Genomic DNA, 16,322 nt, shown 5'->3' with positions numbered 1-16,322 from the left:
AACTAAATGTTGCTATGGTACAAAATAGTTTCAGCGGCCATGGCCTTGCCGGCCAGGTAGCCCGTTGTCCAGGCGGCCTGGAAATTGAAGCCACCGGTAATGCCATCTATATCCAGCACTTCGCCGGCAAAGTGCAGCCCCGGGTGCAGGCGGCTCTCCAATGTTTTCATGTTTACCTGTTGCAGGTCAATACCGCCGCAGGTTACAAATTCTTCTTTAAATGTGGTTTTGCCATTTACCCGCACCTCCATACGCAGCAGCGCCTCCAGTAACTTATTAGTATTTTTGCCCGGCAGTTCGGCCCATTTTGTTTCCAGAGTAATCTCAGCTATAGTTGCCAGCGCTTTCCAGAGGCGCTGCGGCAAACCGAAAAGCGGGTTGGTAGCTACCAATTTTTTAGGATGTGCCTGTCTGTAGTGCTGCAGTTCTGCCCGTAAGCTTTCTTCGGTATAGGTTGGTATCCAGTTAATGAGGGCCGTGAAACTATAGTTCTGGTCATGGAAAATGCGGGCTCCCCAGGCAGATAATTTAAGTACGGCCGGACCACTATACCCCCAGTGCGTGATCAGCAGCGGACCTTCGTATTCCAGTTTCTGGCCGGCAATGCGCACTTTGGCATGCGGCACCGAAACACCCATCAGCTCTTTCAGCGGGTTACCGGGCACATTGAACGTGAACAGCGAGGGAACAGGCTCCTGAATAGGGTGGCCCAGTTCGCGCAACCAGTCGTAGCCCGTACTTTTGGGGTTGCCACCGGTGCTAACCAATACTTTATCGGCTTTCAGTTCGGAGCCATTGTTCAGGTAAACTATAAATTTGTCTGTAGTATGATCCGGTGGCTGAATGCGGGTAACTCCTGTACCGGTTTTTATAGTTACGCCGGCTTTTCGGGCCTGCTGCAACAGGCAGTCGGCTATCGTTTGGGAGCTATCAGTAACCGGAAAGATGCGGCCATCGGCTTCGGTCTTCAGTTTTACGCCACGTTCCTCAAACCAGGTTACCGTTTCCCGGGCCCCGAAGGTTTTAAAGGCTTCTTTTAATGGTTTTGCACCGCGCGGGTAGTGCTGCGAAAGTGGCCCGGGCAAAAAACAGTGGTGTGTTACATTGCAGCGTCCGCCGCCCGAAACCAGCACTTTTGCCAGCAGTTTATTCGTTTTCTCCAGTAGCACCACTTCTGCGTCCGGATTTGCCTCTGCACAGGTAGTTGCTCCAAAAAAACCAGCCGCCCCGCCGCCTATTACCACTATTTTATAAGTCATTGTTGGTTGTTTATTGTTGATTGTTTTTGGTTGTGAAGAGATCTTGGCAATCAGCAATTAACAACCGGCAATCAAACACAAAGATACTAAAAGAAGCCCATAGGGTCGGGGTACTGGAAAACGTAAGGCAGGTCATCTTTCAGTTTCTGATTGCTGATGATCTTGAAACGTGTTTCCTCCATCTCTTTGAAAACAGGCGGTTGCAGGCCTAAGGCCAGTGCTGCGGCAGGGTAAAAGTCCCGGCGCATGGGGTGCATATCCGAGCAGGCGTTGTACACTTCGCCCCATTTTTCCTGTTCAATAATGCGCTTCAGGATCATGATGCAGTCGGTGCGGTGGATGAGGTTGACCGGACCATCGCCATTAGGTACGTCTGTTTTGCCAGCCAGAAAACGGCCCGGACTGCGGTCATCGTCGGCCAGTCCGGCAAAGCGTACAATGGTTGTCAGCCACTCTTCGCGCTCCTGAAACAGCTGTTCAGCCTGCAGCAAACTATAGCCGGGGTCGGTTGGTTTGGTAAACTGGCTGTCCTGTTCTGTCACGATCTGGTTCAGGTCGTTGTACACCGAGGTAGACGAGGCAAACAGCACTTTTTTGACCGGCGAGTCCAGCATGGCCTTGCGGAGTCGCTGCAGTTGGTTCAGATAGGATTCGCCGCCATCCGCCCGCAACCGTGGCGGAATATTTATCACTAGTACATCGGTTTCCAGCAAGTCGGCCAAGGCAGCTTCGTCTGTTGTTTCCTCCTGCAGGTTGATGAGGTAAGGGGTAATTCCTTTTTGTGCCAGGAGGTCGAGCTTGGCAGGAGAGGTGGTAGAGCCTTTTACGCGCTTCCCGAAATTCACCAGCGTTTCTGCCAGGGGTAGGCCCAGCCAGCCACAACCTATAATACTGATATCTGCTTTTTCGTGCATGTGTGATCATTTACAGCCATAACAAAATAACCGGCCTTCTGTTACTCTAACCGGCAGGCAAAGTTACACGCAAATGCACTACGATGTTCTTCTTATTGGTTCCGGTTTCGGTTCGCTTACGGCTGCCGCTCTGTTAAGCAAGCGCGGATTAAAGGTGGGCATACTGGAGCAGGCCAAATACCCGGGCGGCAGTGCCACATCTTATAAGCGTAAAGGCTACCGGTTCGAGACAGGTGCCACCACACTGGTTGGGTTAGACGAGCACATGCCGCTTCGTTATCTGCTGAATGAGACCGGCATACAACTGCCCGGTTTGCGCAAACTGGAAGTGCCCATGCAGGTGCATTTACCCACCGGAACTATAGTTACCCGCTACCAGAACCTGGAGCAGTGGATTGCAGAAGCAGAACGGGTATTTGGCAACTATAGGCAGCGGGAGTTCTGGGAGTATTGCTACCGAATCAGTCAGAAGGTGTGGCGCGTATCGCTGCAGCAGCGCAGTTTTCCGTTCTCTACAGCCAGCGACCTGTGGCAGGCAGCCAGGGCAATCCGGCCGGGGCAGTTATCTTTAATCCCAACTGCTTTTCAAACCATGGAAGATCTGTTGCGGAACTATAACCTGCTGGAAAATAAGTTGTTTGTGGATTTTGTGAATGAGCAGTTGCTGATAACAGCGCAAAGTTACATGCCCGAAGTAAACGTACTGTTTGGAGCTACCGCGCTGTGCTACACCTTATACAGCAACTATTATGTAGATGGCAGCCTGCTAAACCTGGTGCAGCCGGTGGTTGATTATTGCAAAACCAATGGCGCCACAATACACTATGGGCAGGAAGTGACAGGCATTACACCAACTTCCAGTGGCTATAACGTTACTACCAGTAAAGGCAGCTATAGTTCGAGGTTTATAGTTAGCGGCATCCCCTTAAACAATACCATAGCGCTTTACAACGATGATAAAGTGTGCAGCCGACTTCAGAAATACATCCTGCCATCAGCGCAGCTTAACGGGGCCTTTACCATGAGCCTGGTGCTGAAGAAACAACCGCACCCCGTACTGCACCATCAACTGCACCTGCCCGAAGCCTTGCCGGTCATAAACAGCAAAAGCATTTTCATCAGCTTCAGTCATGATGCAGACTACAGCAGGGCACCCGAAGGAGAGCAGGTTGCCAGTATCAGCACCCACATACCCGACCCTGCGCATACCTACATTCATCAAAAAGAAGAAATAGAGCAGGCCATAGTTGCTGCCCTGGCAAAAGCGGAACTCGTGTTGCCGCAGGATATCGTCAGTCACCAATCGGCAACGCCGGGGGCCTGGCAGTTCTGGACCAAAAGAGCTTACGGGGCAGTAGGTGGCTACCCACAGTACAAGCATATTAAACCCTGGCAAATGAAAGACGCCCGCCTGGACCACAAAGGCGCTTACCTGTGCGGCGATACAGTGTACCCGGGCCAGGGAATTGTAGGCGTTTGCCTGAGCGGTATCATTGCTGCTGATAAACTATGGCACGACCATTTCTGATGTTGCTGGCAACCCGGTAATCTCTCTATAGTTATAGTTTGTGTACTACTTTTGTATCGGAGTAAAGGAGAGTCGACTCTCTGTTGTAACACTGATGTGTAATGTTTATGTTGATGTTGCAACAGTGATTGTGGCCTGATTTACAGTGTGGTATACTATATGGTGTTTAAAGGTCAGGACCTGGTATTAAAGCAAGATATTTCCACTATATAACAGAAAATTAATATTGGGGATAGCTTTCTTTTCTACAATTCCTACCATCTTTATAGTATTAATCAACCCTACAGTAAACTACATGAAAAAATCTTTACACCGCGTATTGTATCTGGCATTCGCAGGCCTGATGCTGGTGTCCTGTTCGAAGGACAATGTGCAACCTGATACCGGCCTTAGAGAGCTGGATGGTGCTGCAAAGGTAGCTAACGCCACAGCTACCAAAGACGGTAACCTGGCCATGGGTAACCCAAGCGGGGCCGGCACCAGTTACTCTAATTACCTTATTAACAAGGCGCAGTACTCTATGTCGTACAACAGTTACCGGGGCACGCCAAACTGGGTAAGCTGGCACCTGAGCGCCGCCTGGCTGGGCAGCACGCCGCGCCAGGACGATTTCCGGGCCGACAACTCGTTGCCAACGGCCTTTTACCGCGTAACACCTTCTGACTACACCGGCAGCGGTTTCGATCGTGGTCACAACACACCATCTGCAGATCGTACGCTCACCGTTACCGATAACTCGGCTACCTTCCTGATGAGTAACATGATTCCGCAGGCTCCTACCAACAACCAGCAGACCTGGGCGAACCTGGAGAACTATTGCCGCACACTGGTAAACCAGGGTAATGAACTGTACATTATCATGGGGCAGTACGGCAAAGGTGGTACCGGCAGCGCCGGCTATAAGGAGACCCTGGCAGGTGGTAAAGTAACAGTACCAAACCGCATCTGGAAAGTGATCGTGGTATTGCCGGTTGGTACCGGCGATGTGTCAAGAGTTACTACCAGCACGCGAGTTATCGCCATCGATACACCTAACTCAACCTCAATCAGCAGCAGTTGGGGCACTTACCGCACTACCGTTGATGCCATCGAAGCGAAAACAGGTTACAACCTGCTTTCCAATGTATCAAGCTCGGTACAAAGCGTAATTGAAGCGCGTGTTGACAGCGGCCCAACCCAATAACTATAACCCGATACAGTTACAAGTAAAACAGCCCGGCATAACCGGGCTGTTTTCATTTCAGGTTTCTACTACTACCGTACGCAGGCCGGCAATGTCGCCGTTGGGGAGCTGGCCCAGCAGGTAGGCCGTTATGCTTATCTCGTCGGCTTTATACACCTGCACATGCCGCAATAATGCCTGCAGCCGCTCCTGTAACTGTTTGTACCGTTCCGCTTCCTGTTTGCGCATCTCGTTGTCTTCGGGGTACAGGCGCACCATGTTCCGGAAAAAATAATCGAGCGGTTCCGTTTTTATTTCGCTTCCGGATGATTTCCCGGTCAGTTTGGCTACGGTGTCGGCGTTCAGGGGCAGTCCCTGTGTGTTTTCGAAGTAATAGAACTCAAACGGGCTGTCGGTTTCGCTCCGCATCATCAGTCCGTCGTAAAATGGTTTCAATTCCTGTTCTAACTGTTCCTGGTTCATGGGCAGGTCATCTTATTTTATAGATCATAGTTTTTGGGTATTTACCGAAACGCTTGCTTATATTTAGCAAATGGCTCCGTTGCAGCTATTATACGAAGCTGATCTCACTTTAAACAGAAAAAAGTATGAAGGCAGAACCAATGCTGAAAGAGGGTGCCCTGCAAGGCAAAACAATTATAGTTACGGGTGGCGGTACAGGGCTGGGCCGCTCGATGGTAAAATATTTTCTGGAGCTGGGCGCGAACATCGTGATCTGCAGCCGCAAACTGGATGTGCTGGAGAAAACGGCGCAGGAGCTGATGCAGGAAACCGGCGGGCAGGTGCTGCCTGTTGCCTGCGACGTGCGCAAGTACAACGAGATTGAAGCCATGCTGCAGGCCACACTGGATAAGTTTGGCAGGGTAGATGTGCTGGTAAACAATGCCGCCGGCAACTTTGTAAGCCCTACCGAGCGCCTCAGCCACAAAGCTTTTGATGTGATTACCGACATTGTGCTGAAGGGGAGCTATAACTGTACGCTGGCGCTGGGTAAGCACTGGATAAAGCAGAAACAACCAGCCACGATCCTGAATATTGTCACGACGTATGCCTGGACCGGTTCCGGCTACGTGGTGCCATCGGCCTGTGCCAAAGCCGGCGTACTGGCCATGACGCGCTCACTGGCATCGGAGTGGGCCAAGTATGGCATCCGTTCCAACGCCATTGCACCCGGCCCGTTCCCGACAGAAGGAGCTTGGACACGCCTGTTCCCGAAACAACTGGCTGATAAGCTGGACCCGGTAAAACGAATTCCGGTTGGCCGCTTTGGCGAGCACCAGGAACTGGCAAACCTGGCGGCATACCTGGTGTCGGATTATGCCTCGTTTGTGAATGGCGAAGTAGTAACGATTGATGGGGGAGAATGGCTGTACGGTGCCGGCGAGTTTAATGCCTTTGATATGATTCCGCAGGAAATGTGGGATGCCATGGAAAAACAGATGCGCGGCAAAGGACAGTAAGCATTCCATTTTAAATTTTGATGATGCAGGTAGTTCCGGAGCTAAGCGCTTTGGAGTTACCTGCATCGTTGTTTTAGAGGACTTTTAAAGTTGCAGCGTACAGCTAAACTATAGCTGTAATACATTCTATAGCCTTAGACTGTAAACTATAGTTTCACCTGACTTTAGCAGTACGTGTTATCTCCCGGCAACTATAGCTTTTATCTTCCCATCTGCACGTATGCGCTTAGTCAACTATAGCTAACTGCTGTAATATGCACAGAACTATAGTTTAACCGCAGTCATATTAATATCCTTCACCTGCAGGCATTAGCTGAGTTGTTCCATTCTTTCAGCATGTAACGGCAGAGGAGTGCATTTCTAAATTTTTTAAGCTTTATATTGTGTTATAGTTATATAATTATACTATTTTGTAGTTTCATTCCGAGACTGTGAGCAAACTTATAACCCTCTTTTTATTTCTATTATGTTGCCTGCCGTTGCAGGCCCAGCAACTTATTACAGGCAAAGTAAAGGATGCAGTTACCGGCGAAGCCCTGCCTTTTGTAAGCGTTTTTATTAAAAATACCGGCACCGGAACTCCCACCAACGACCACGGCCACTATAGCCTGAAACTCACCAAACCTGCCGATTCTGTTACGGTTTCGTTTATGGGTTACAAAATGCAGAGCAAAGCTATAAAGGCCGGCGTAGCCCGTCAATCGATAGATTTTAACCTGGAGCCGAATGCCTATAGTTTGCAGGAAGTTGTTGTGAGGCCGGGTGAGAACCCTGCGTTTAAAATTATGCGCCGGGTAATGGCCCGCAAAGAGCAGAATGATAAACGCCTCCTGGCCGCATACCAGTACGAAGCCTACAGCATTATGCAGCTGAGCGTAGAGAACCTGCCTGGTAAAAAGAAAGCAACCGAAGTACAGGTGCTTACCGACAGCACAGCCACCAACCGGAAAGGCAAAAAAGTATACCCGTTCTTTATGTCGGAGTCGCTGTCCGATTTTTACTATAACCGTGATCCGGAGCGCACCAAAGAAGTTGTAAAGGCAAGCAAGGTAGCGGGCGTGGGGCTGCAGGACAGCGATATTTTTTCGGAACTGCTGGGCGTATCATACCGCAACTATAACTTTTACCAGAACTGGCTAACTATACTGAACAAGAGCTTTGTAAGTCCTATTGCTGATAGCTGGAAACTATACTATGAGTATGACCTGGAAGACAGCCTGTTTGTAGGCGAGAGCTGGTGTTATAAACTGAAAGTAGCCCCCAAACGGCCCCAGGACCTGGCGTTTAAAGGCTATATCTGGATCTCGGCTGATACCTACGCTTTGCGTAAAATTGATGTGGAAGTAGGCCGCGGTGCCAACATTAACTATGTGGAAGGCATCAGCCTGACGCAGGAGCTGGCGCCAACTATAGCAGGCCCCTGGCTGCCTGTTCGCACCGAAATGACCATGCATGTAGCCAAGCTCAGCAAGGCACTGCCCAATATCCTGGCGCGTATTGTGGTCTCTAATAAGGATGTCCGGGTTACGGAGCCGTACCAGGCTGCTTTTTTTGATAAACCAACCGAGTACGCCAGCAAAGCCCAGAGCAAAGAGCTTGATTTCTGGCAGAACCACCGCCACGACAGCCTGAGCACATCTGACCAACTGGTGTACGCCCGCATCGACTCGCTTAACAATACCCCGCAGATAAAGCGCTATACCGAACTGATGACCATACTGGTAGGCGGCTACAAAAAACTGGGCAAGATCAGCATCGGGCCGCTGCCTTATGCCTATGCTTATAATAACATTGAAGGCCACCGCCTGCAACTGGGCGCTAAAACCAACATCAACTTCAGTAACAGGTGGGAACTGAGTGGCTTTGCAGCTTATGGCACCAAAGACGAAAAACTGAAGTACAACACCCAGTTACGTTATATCCTGAACCGGGAGCGCTGGAGCGAGGTAGGAGTGTCCTACGAAGAAGATCTGCAGCAGATCGGCCTGATCGCTGACAAACTAGTCGCTACCAAATTGTTCATGGCCTCGTCGCGGTTCGGTAAGCTGGAAAAACCGGTGATGCTGAAGGAAGCCAGCGCTTATTACCAGTCAGAATTGTTCAGGGGAGTGACGCAGCGCATCACGTTCAGTAACCGCATCTATAACCCGCAGTTCGATTTTGCTTACCTCGACCCTAAAACCGGGGAAGTAGCGGGCTCCTTTACGACCTCGGCGGTAAGTTATGCCCTGCAGATAGCCCGGAAAGAAGTGTTTGTGGAGAACGGCAACGACCGTGTAAGCCTTGGCAAAGGCAAGTGGCCTGTTATCTCGTTGCGCTACACACTGGGGCTGGATAATGTGCTCAACTCTTCGGTAGGGTACCAGCGGTTTGATGCCGGCATACGCCAGAAAGTGCGTACCGGCGCGTTGGGCACAGCCATTTACGAGCTGCAGGCGGGTCGTATTCTTTCTGAAGTGCCATATCCTTTGCTGGAAGTGCACCTGGGCAACGAGACACTCTTTTACTCCAAGAGCACCTATAGTTTAATGAAGTCGTTTGAGTTTGCAAGCGATACCTATGCCTCTCTTTCGTATGAGCAGCATTTTGAGGGCTTGTTCCTGAACAGCCTGCCATTGGTGCGCAGGTTAAAGTGGCGCCTGTTTGCTGCCGGCGACGTACTATACGGTTCTGTAAGCCATAAAAACCTGGCCCTGATTCCGCCAACCGGCCTGAACGGTACCCCGCAGGAGTCTTTTAAAACCTTAGGAAACACACCGTATGTAGAACTGGGCTATGGCGTAGATAACATCTTTAAGTTTTTGCGCATCCATTTTGTGCATCGCCTAACCCACCTGAGCGACGCTGACACTGATAAATTCGGCATCAAGGCTTCGGTACACTTCAAGCTATAGTTAACTATAGTTTAAGAGTTTGGGAGTTTAAGTAGCCGCTACCGTTTAGTAGAACTATAGTTTTGGGAAACTGTAAGTTTAACGCTGTATCTTTGCAGGTATTCTTTCATCTATAGTTTTCGGCATGTCGTTTTCTTCGTTTGGTCTTTCTTCGTCTCTTCTTAAAGGTATACAGGCACTGGGCTATAGTTCGCCGTATCCGGTACAACAACAGGCCATACCGGCAATACTGAAGGGGCGCGATGTGCTGGGAATTGCACAGACCGGCTCTGGTAAAACGGCTGCCTTTGCCTTACCCATTCTCGAGAAGCTTCTGAAGCAACCAGTTGCCACTAACCGATCTGTAAAAGTGCTGGTACTGGTACCCACGCGCGAACTGGCAATGCAGGTCGAGGAGACATTTTACAACCTGAGCATTCATCTTCCGCATAAGATAAAGACGATGGCCGTGTATGGTGGCGTCTCTATCAATCCGCAGATGATGAAACTAAGCGGAACAGCTGTGCTGGTAGCCACGCCCGGCCGCCTTCTGGACCTGGTAGACCATAATGCGGTAAAGCTTTCGGAAGTAGAGGTGCTGGTACTGGACGAAGCCGACAAGATGCTGAACCTGGGCTTTAAGGAGGAGATGGACCGTGTCTTTTCGCTGCTGCCAGCCAGGCGCCAGAACCTGCTCTTCTCAGCTACCCTGGGTGGCGACATACAAACTATAGTTGCAACGCAGCTGCATAACCCGGTAACCATAGAAGTAGAGGCAGAGGCCAGTGTGCCGGAACTGATTGACCAGGTAGCCTACCAGGTTTCTGCTGAAAAGAAAGGCCCGCTGTTGCGCTACCTCATCAGGCGGGAAAACATGGAGCAGGTGCTTGTTTTTGCATCCTCAATCCGGACGGCAGATAACATTGTAGGTAAGCTGAAAAAGAATGGAATTGAGGCCGCTGCCTTGCACGGCGACAAAAGCCAGGGCGCCCGCACCGAAGTGCTGAAACAGTTTAAAGCCGGCAAAATACGGGTGCTGGTCGCCACCGACCTGGCTTCGCGCGGCATTGATATCAAATTTCTGCCTTACGTGATAAACTATGAACTACCGCGTTCTCCCAAGGATTACGTGCACCGCATTGGCCGCACCGGCAGGGCAGAGGCATCCGGCAAAGCCATCTCGCTGATCACCCCCGAAGATGCGCATCATTTCAAGATCATCCAGAAAAAAATGGGAAAACAGGTAACTATAGTTCAGACCGACGACCTTGATCTGCACGGTGCATAACGTGCCAAACTATAGTTTACCTGCTGCTGATGAACGCTTTTACATCGGTAGCAAAGCGGCTCGTCTCTTCTATATCCGGGAAATGGGCGCTGTTTTCGTAGAGTTTCAGGGTACTGTTTGGCAACACTTGCTTCAGCGATAGCCCTGTATGCAGCCCGCCGTTTTTGTCGTAAACACCACTGATGATAAGGGTTGGCGTTTGTAAGCCAGTTGCGCTTGGTATCAGGTCGGCTTTGTTGTTTTGCAGGTAGACTTTTGCCATCAGACCTGTGTTTTTGAGTTTGCTTTCCTGCCATAGTTGCCTGTTCAGCTGTGCTTTATCCTGGTTCAGGAAAAGGAATTTATCAACTATAGCAGACGATGCCAGCCCCCAGACCTTTCCATATTTTGTTTCCAGCGGTGTGGTGTCCTGCAGTATTTGTTCTATACCGGTTTTAAGCGTACTGTCCCCGATAGCATAGAATCCCTGTATCTGAACCAGCATATTGGCCGGCGAAAGTTCGGCAGGAGAGGACAGGATAAGTTTCTCGACACGATCGGGGTGAGCCAGCGCATACCGCAGCGATAGTTCTGCTCCAAAGGAATAACCCAGCAAAGATATTTTCGGTACGCCAAGCGAGTCTCTTAACGCATCCAGGTCACTGATGAGCACAGGAAGTGTGTAGTCGTTCGGGTCCGCAGGGGCTTCGCTGCGGCCGCAGCCACGCTGCTCGTAATAAACTATCGTTGCAGCTTTTTCGAGCCCCGGACCAGCTGTGCGCTCAAAGGTATAGTTGTTGCCGCCCGGCCCGCCATGCACAATTACAAGCGGGGTAGTGTTGTGCTCGCTGCCGGCAATTTTAACCCAGTGCCTGATACCGTTTAGTGTAATGTAGCGCTCGCCATCCTGCAGTTCCTGGTTGGTAGCTGGTGCTATGCTTTGGCTTTGCGGTTTTGTGCAGGCCAGGAGTAAAAAAAGGAACAGGATGCTGTAGCAATATTTCATAGTTTGTAGGTTTTATAGTTGCCAAAGTGGCAAAAGTATAGGTAATGCCGATGTGTATACCAAACAGGTTGAAATACTCGGATCAGGGTGCTATTTATACCAGTGAGGAATTAGTTTTCCGTATTCATTCTTTGCCTTTCTGCTTCTGCCTTTTGCCATAGGTCTTCATTGCCTGGTGCTGCTATTGCTTTTTTCAATGCTTCAGCATATTCCGGATGATTTCGGTACCTGATCTCTATCAATTCGTCTGTTGGCAATAGTAACATGATGATCCCGAGTGCACCGTAAATTGCTATGCGCTTGGCTATGTTTGCATAATAAGCTGCCTTTGACCTGGCATATCCTACCGCCCCGATCAGTACCATTAACACAAGCCCCGAAAGCCCGACGCGTAAATTTATAGTTGCACCGGGCCATAACTGGTATTTAAACAGTATCCCGATTAGTGTAATGGAGAGCGCAAGCCCCGTAAAGATGGCACCAATAATCCGCATTGTGCTGATGCCTTTATAGGATTCTTTTTTGAGTATGTGCCGGAAGCGGATGCCATTAAATAGAGCAAAGCTCAGGTACATGTAAAGTATCGAAAGTACTGAGAGTGATAAGACAATCAGGATGTTGCCTGTTGGCGCAAATAGCAGATTCGTAATCAGCGCTACTGCGGCCATTGCTCCGAGAATTATTTCTGTTTTCTTCATTGTCGTTTGTTTCAGATGGTAAAGTCAATAGGCAAAGCCTGTACGGTCGTAACTTGTCATATCTCTCCCCGGGTGCAGCTATAGTTGTAAGGCTAATTGCTCAGCAATTAACACTGTTCTTTAGTAAGCTACACCCGTTCATAGAATTGGCAAATGTATAAAATGCAAGTGTATATAGTTTAGCTAATATAGAGAGTTTCTGTAGATAATCCAGCCGGCTCATGAATTCATCTACAAGAGATATAAAAAAAGCCCCGCCTAAACGATAGGCGGGGCTTTTGGTAAACTATAAACTATAGTTTGGATTAGTTTACTTCAGCAGCTTCTTTCGCTTTCTTTTTGGCTTTTTTAGCTGCTTTTTCTGCTTTGCGTTTCTCTTTTTCAGAAAGCTCTTTGGCTGGCTCAGCTTTTTTACGGCTGTCTACCTGTGGCAAACCAGAAGTATCATCCGTCACCAGGGTCATCTCTTTTACAAGGTGGCCGGCTCCGGCAAACTTATCAACTATAAACAGCATGTAGCGGGCATCTACCGAAATGTTACGCACCTGGTCCGGGTTATAAGCGATGTCGCTCATGGTGCCTTCCCAGTTCCGGTCGAAGTTGGTACCGATCAGCTGGCCATTGGCGTTAATAACCGGAGAGCCGGAGTTACCACCTGTTGTATGGTTGGAAGAAATAAAGGCTACAGGCATTTCGCCGTTCATGCCATACGGACCGTAGTCCTTTTTCTCGTACAGTTCGCGCAGTTTTTCAGGTATCACATAGTCTTCCACACCTGGCATGGCAGCTTTTTCCATAATACCTTCCAGGGTAGTGTAGTAGTTGTAGGTAACACCATCCAGCGGCTCATAAGGCTCTACTTTACCATAGGCTACACGCAGTGTGGAGTTGGCATCCGGGTAAAACTTCTTGTCCTGCTGCATGGCGCGCAGGCCGGTCATGTACGTGCGGTACAACAGGTTCAGGTTGTCGTTAACTGCCGTATAAGTTGGCAGCACCTGGGTGCGGTAATGCTCGTTAATGTTGTTTGCCAGTTCAAAGGCAGGGTCTTTGGCTAACACATTGGTTTTACCGGCTTTAACATCGGCTAACAGTTTTTTAACTCCTGCTTCTGAGGTCAGGCTGGTTTTGCTATAGATGTCTGATGCCAGTTTGCTGAAGTCGCCTTTGTTCTTTTCGCCGGCTGTTCTTACGGCTGCTGGCAGCAGTTTCTTGTCCAGGTCGTTGTAGTAAAGTCCCATCAGGGCAACAAACACTTTCTGGTCGGTAGGGGCATTGTAGTCCTTAAAGTAGCCGGCGGCGGCACGCTCTAACTTGTCAGCTTCTGCGTTAATTTCGGCCTGTGGCGCTTTGCTTTCGATCAGTTGCTGTAGTTTGGCAAAGCCCGATGCATAACGGATCAATTCCACACCATTAGCGGCTTCCATAATGTAGTCGCGGGAAATTGTGATGCCGTCCAGCGCTTTGTAGTTCTTTTCAAACTCTGCCATCAGGTTACCATACTGCTGCTTGCGGGCGGCATCGGCATTTATCCAGTTGGCAAACTGGCGCTCCAGCTCCTTCTTCTTTTCAATAGTATTGGCTTTGCGCAGGCCACGGTTCTCGCCCTGCCATTTTTTCCACGCGTTGGCAATGCTGGCGTGCTTGGCGGCATACTGTATACGCACCGCATCCGACGCTTTCATGTCCTTATCCAGCACGTTCAGGCGGGTAGTACGGATCTTGATCTTGGCCGGGTTAGATACGTTGTAGATCTCCTCGATGGCATCCGAAGTAAGGTACTCGTTGGTACGGCCCGGGAAACCGAACACCATGGTAAAGTCGTTCTGCTTAATACCGCTCAGCGAAATTGGCAGGTGGTGCTTTGGTTTGTATGGCTTGTTGTTCGGCGAGTACTCGGCTGGCTCGTTGTTAGGGCCGGCATAAATACGGAAAAGTGAGAAGTCACCGGTATGGCGTGGCCACATCCAGTTATCTGTATCGCCACCAAACTTACCGATAGATGACGGCGGAGCACCAACCAGGCGGATGTCCTTGAACGTTTCAGTTACATACATGTAGTACTCGTTGCCGTAAAAGAACGGGCGGATAACAGCGCCATAGTGGGTGCCGGCTGTAGCAGCCTTACCTACTGTAGCCATGTTTTTCTGGATGATGGCTTCGCGCTCGGCTTCTGTTTTGGCCGCATCCGTACCCGCTAATATCTGCTTGGTCACGTCTTCCATGCGCACGATGAAAGTGGCAGTAAGGCCCGGGTTAGGCAGTTCCTGGCTCTTATCCATTGCCCAGAAACCTTTGGTCAGGTAGTCGTTCTCAACAGAGCTGTGCTGCTGTATCTGGCCGTAACCGCAGTGGTGGTTGGTTAGCAACAGACCTTCCGGGGAGATCATTTCGCCGGTACAGAAACCACCAAACGATACGATGGCATCTTTCAGGCTCGATTGATTAACACTGTAGATGTCTTCGGCAGAGAGCTTCATGCCCTTTTTCTGCATCTCAGACTCGTTAAGCTGCTTTAGTAGCATAGGTAACCACATGCCCTCGTCGGGGCGGGCGGCGCTTATACCTATACTTAACCAGGCAGCCGCTATAAAAGCAAATATACGTTTGCTGATCATGGGAGAAAGTATAGTTGATGAAAATTGATTGCCTGAAATTACTTTAAAAAGCCAAAGAACACAAAAACAGTTTGGGGGTTTAGGAGTTAGAGAAGGAAGAAGTATGAGTTTATGAGTTGGGGAAGTGGTTAAAGGAAGCTTAAGTGACAAAGGAGTAAATCTTGGAAACTATAGTTGTAGGACAGGCTAAACATCTGTGCACCTAAAACTATAGACAGGAAACTATAGCTGGTAGCTGAACAAACTATAGCTATAAAAAAACGAAGCCGCAACTATAGGTAGCTGCGACTTCTCTTACAAACTTTCTAACTTATACTTTTCTAACTCCTAAACTCTCTAACTCTTTAACTCGCATACTTTCCCAGGTTCTGAAATTGGTGATCTCTTTGTGGAAGGCGTCAACAAACCAGGCCATCAGGCTGATATCGTCAAGCAGGCCAAGTACGGGTATGAAGTCGGGGATAACGTCCAGTGGGGTAACCAGGTACAGCAGCACGCCAACGCCTACCAGCAGCGATCTGTTCGATACCTGCCGGTAATCGCCGTTAATGTAGGCTTTTACCAGCCGGATAAAGGTTTGCATGACATCCTTTACCTGTGCAAAGCCGCTCTGCGAACTGCTGGTGTCGATCAGTTTGTCGTAGGCAGTGGTGAGGAGCATGGCCAGTTTGGCCGGCTTGGCCAGAAAGCCGCCGGCGCGCGACACAAATTTACGGAATATAGCGTGCTGCGAGAGGCGCAGCCCTTTTTGTATTAAATCCTGTAACATAGTTTTCTCATTTTCTGATAATTGTTATGCTGTACGAAGATAAAGGCTTTAAAGCTGTCTGCAGGACGCTTTCCACCACCCAAAAATATATATGCACAGGCTATTGTTTTGCATCGGATACTTACTTTAAATTGGTGAATAAAATCAGACAATAGTACAAGGTTGAATGCATTAAATTTGTGAGAACGTATGAAGCTTTTGCTTAAGATCTGTTTAGCGCTTGTTGTGGTGCTGGTCATTGGTGTAGTTGGGTTTTCGTTTATCCTGCCGCGGCAGATAATGGTAACTAAAAGTGTTTCCATCGATGCCAAGCCGGAAAAAGTATTTCCGTACCTCAACAACCCGGCGGACTGGAAACGCTGGAGTGCCTGGAACAAAACCTACGATCCGAGCCTGATCTATATGTATGGCGGACCGCTTTCCGGGAAAGGGGCCAGACAGGGCTGGAGCGGAGACAAAACGGGCAACTGGCAAATGGTATTCACTAACGCCACCGCCCCTGATAGCCTGACCTACGACCTGAAAGAGACCGGCACAACTATAGTTGCCAAAGGTGTAATAACCCTGCAGCAAACCGGAGACAGCACGCTGGTTACCTGGCACCAGTCCATGCCCCTGGAAGACAACATGCTGGCCTTATACGAAGGACTCTGGAAGCAGCACAGAACCGAGCAGGAAGTGCAGCAGGGCCTAGAGAACCTGAAAACGCTTATCAGCGATACAAAACATAACACAGCCAAAAAATAA

The 16,322-nt window shown here is 49.5% G+C and carries 13 protein-coding genes; 6 read left to right on the top strand and 7 right to left on the bottom strand.

The genetic code is table 11. From position 1 onward, the window contains the following. Nucleotides 1-2 precede the first annotated feature (2 nt). Together H7F15_RS05000 and H7F15_RS04995 are read right to left on the bottom strand one after the other, a co-directional pair. On the bottom strand, nt 3-1,259 hold the full coding sequence (locus H7F15_RS05000) for an NAD(P)/FAD-dependent oxidoreductase (RefSeq protein ID WP_185195848.1): 1,257 nt from the start codon (nt 1,257-1,259) through the stop codon (nt 3-5). A gap of 86 nt (nt 1,260-1,345) precedes the next feature. Further along, nucleotides 1,346-2,173: an SDR family oxidoreductase gene (locus H7F15_RS04995; RefSeq protein ID WP_185195847.1), complete on the bottom strand. Its 828-nt coding sequence runs from the start codon at nt 2,171-2,173 to the stop codon at nt 1,346-1,348. A gap of 73 nt (nt 2,174-2,246) precedes the next feature. On the opposite strand from H7F15_RS04995, the gene H7F15_RS04990 reads away from it, so the two are divergent. Next, on the top strand, nt 2,247-3,701 hold the full coding sequence (locus H7F15_RS04990; protein ID WP_185195846.1) for an NAD(P)/FAD-dependent oxidoreductase: 1,455 nt from the start codon (nt 2,247-2,249) through the stop codon (nt 3,699-3,701). A gap of 295 nt (nt 3,702-3,996) precedes the next feature. After that, nucleotides 3,997-4,884 (top strand): DNA/RNA non-specific endonuclease, encoded by an 888-nt coding sequence (locus H7F15_RS04985; protein ID WP_185195845.1) that lies wholly within the window; start codon nt 3,997-3,999, stop codon nt 4,882-4,884. A 57-nt stretch (nt 4,885-4,941) separates the two neighbouring features. Here H7F15_RS04985 and H7F15_RS04980 read toward each other — a convergent pair whose 3' ends face one another. After that, nucleotides 4,942-5,346, bottom strand: coding sequence for a nuclease A inhibitor family protein (locus H7F15_RS04980; RefSeq protein ID WP_185195844.1), 405 nt, complete (start codon nt 5,344-5,346; stop codon nt 4,942-4,944). Nucleotides 5,347-5,471: 125 nt separating this feature from the next. Between H7F15_RS04980 and H7F15_RS04975 the strand changes: the two genes are divergently transcribed. From H7F15_RS04975 to H7F15_RS04965, 3 genes are all read left to right on the top strand, one after another. Continuing rightward, on the top strand, nt 5,472-6,344 hold the full coding sequence (locus tag H7F15_RS04975; protein WP_185195843.1) for an SDR family oxidoreductase: 873 nt from the start codon (nt 5,472-5,474) through the stop codon (nt 6,342-6,344). A 431-nt stretch (nt 6,345-6,775) separates the two neighbouring features. After that, entirely contained in the window at nt 6,776-9,238 is a 2,463-nt protein-coding gene (locus H7F15_RS04970; protein ID WP_185195842.1) for a DUF5686 and carboxypeptidase-like regulatory domain-containing protein, read from the top strand. A gap of 124 nt (nt 9,239-9,362) precedes the next feature. Next, nucleotides 9,363-10,505, top strand: coding sequence for a DEAD/DEAH box helicase (locus H7F15_RS04965; protein ID WP_185195841.1), 1,143 nt, complete (start codon nt 9,363-9,365; stop codon nt 10,503-10,505). A 16-nt stretch (nt 10,506-10,521) separates the two neighbouring features. Here H7F15_RS04965 and H7F15_RS04960 read toward each other — a convergent pair whose 3' ends face one another. From H7F15_RS04960 to H7F15_RS04945, 4 genes are all read right to left on the bottom strand, one after another. Then, nucleotides 10,522-11,490 (bottom strand): alpha/beta fold hydrolase, encoded by a 969-nt coding sequence (locus H7F15_RS04960; protein ID WP_185195840.1) that lies wholly within the window; start codon nt 11,488-11,490, stop codon nt 10,522-10,524. A gap of 110 nt (nt 11,491-11,600) precedes the next feature. Continuing rightward, nucleotides 11,601-12,188 (bottom strand): hypothetical protein, encoded by a 588-nt coding sequence (locus H7F15_RS04955; protein WP_185195839.1) that lies wholly within the window; start codon nt 12,186-12,188, stop codon nt 11,601-11,603. A gap of 305 nt (nt 12,189-12,493) precedes the next feature. Further along, a complete protein-coding gene (locus H7F15_RS04950; RefSeq protein WP_185195838.1) occupies nt 12,494-14,806 on the bottom strand; it encodes a S46 family peptidase in 2,313 nt (770 codons plus the stop codon). Between the two features lie 310 nt (nt 14,807-15,116). Then, nucleotides 15,117-15,575 carry a YkvA family protein gene (locus H7F15_RS04945; protein ID WP_185195837.1) on the bottom strand — a complete coding sequence of 153 codons (459 nt, stop codon included), beginning with the start codon at nt 15,573-15,575 and terminating at the stop codon, nt 15,117-15,119. 189 nt (nt 15,576-15,764) lie between these two features. Here H7F15_RS04945 and H7F15_RS04940 point away from each other — a divergent pair, with 189 nt between their 5' ends. Continuing rightward, complete coding sequence (locus tag H7F15_RS04940; protein ID WP_185195836.1) at nt 15,765-16,322, top strand: SRPBCC family protein; 558 nt, start codon at nt 15,765-15,767, stop codon at nt 16,320-16,322.

Source organism: Pontibacter sp. Tf4 (genome assembly GCF_014212495.1).
In the GTDB taxonomy this organism is placed as follows: domain Bacteria; phylum Bacteroidota; class Bacteroidia; order Cytophagales; family Hymenobacteraceae; genus Pontibacter.
The sequence above is the reverse complement of the archived record's forward strand: the minus strand, read 5'-3'. Positions and strand labels throughout refer to the sequence as shown.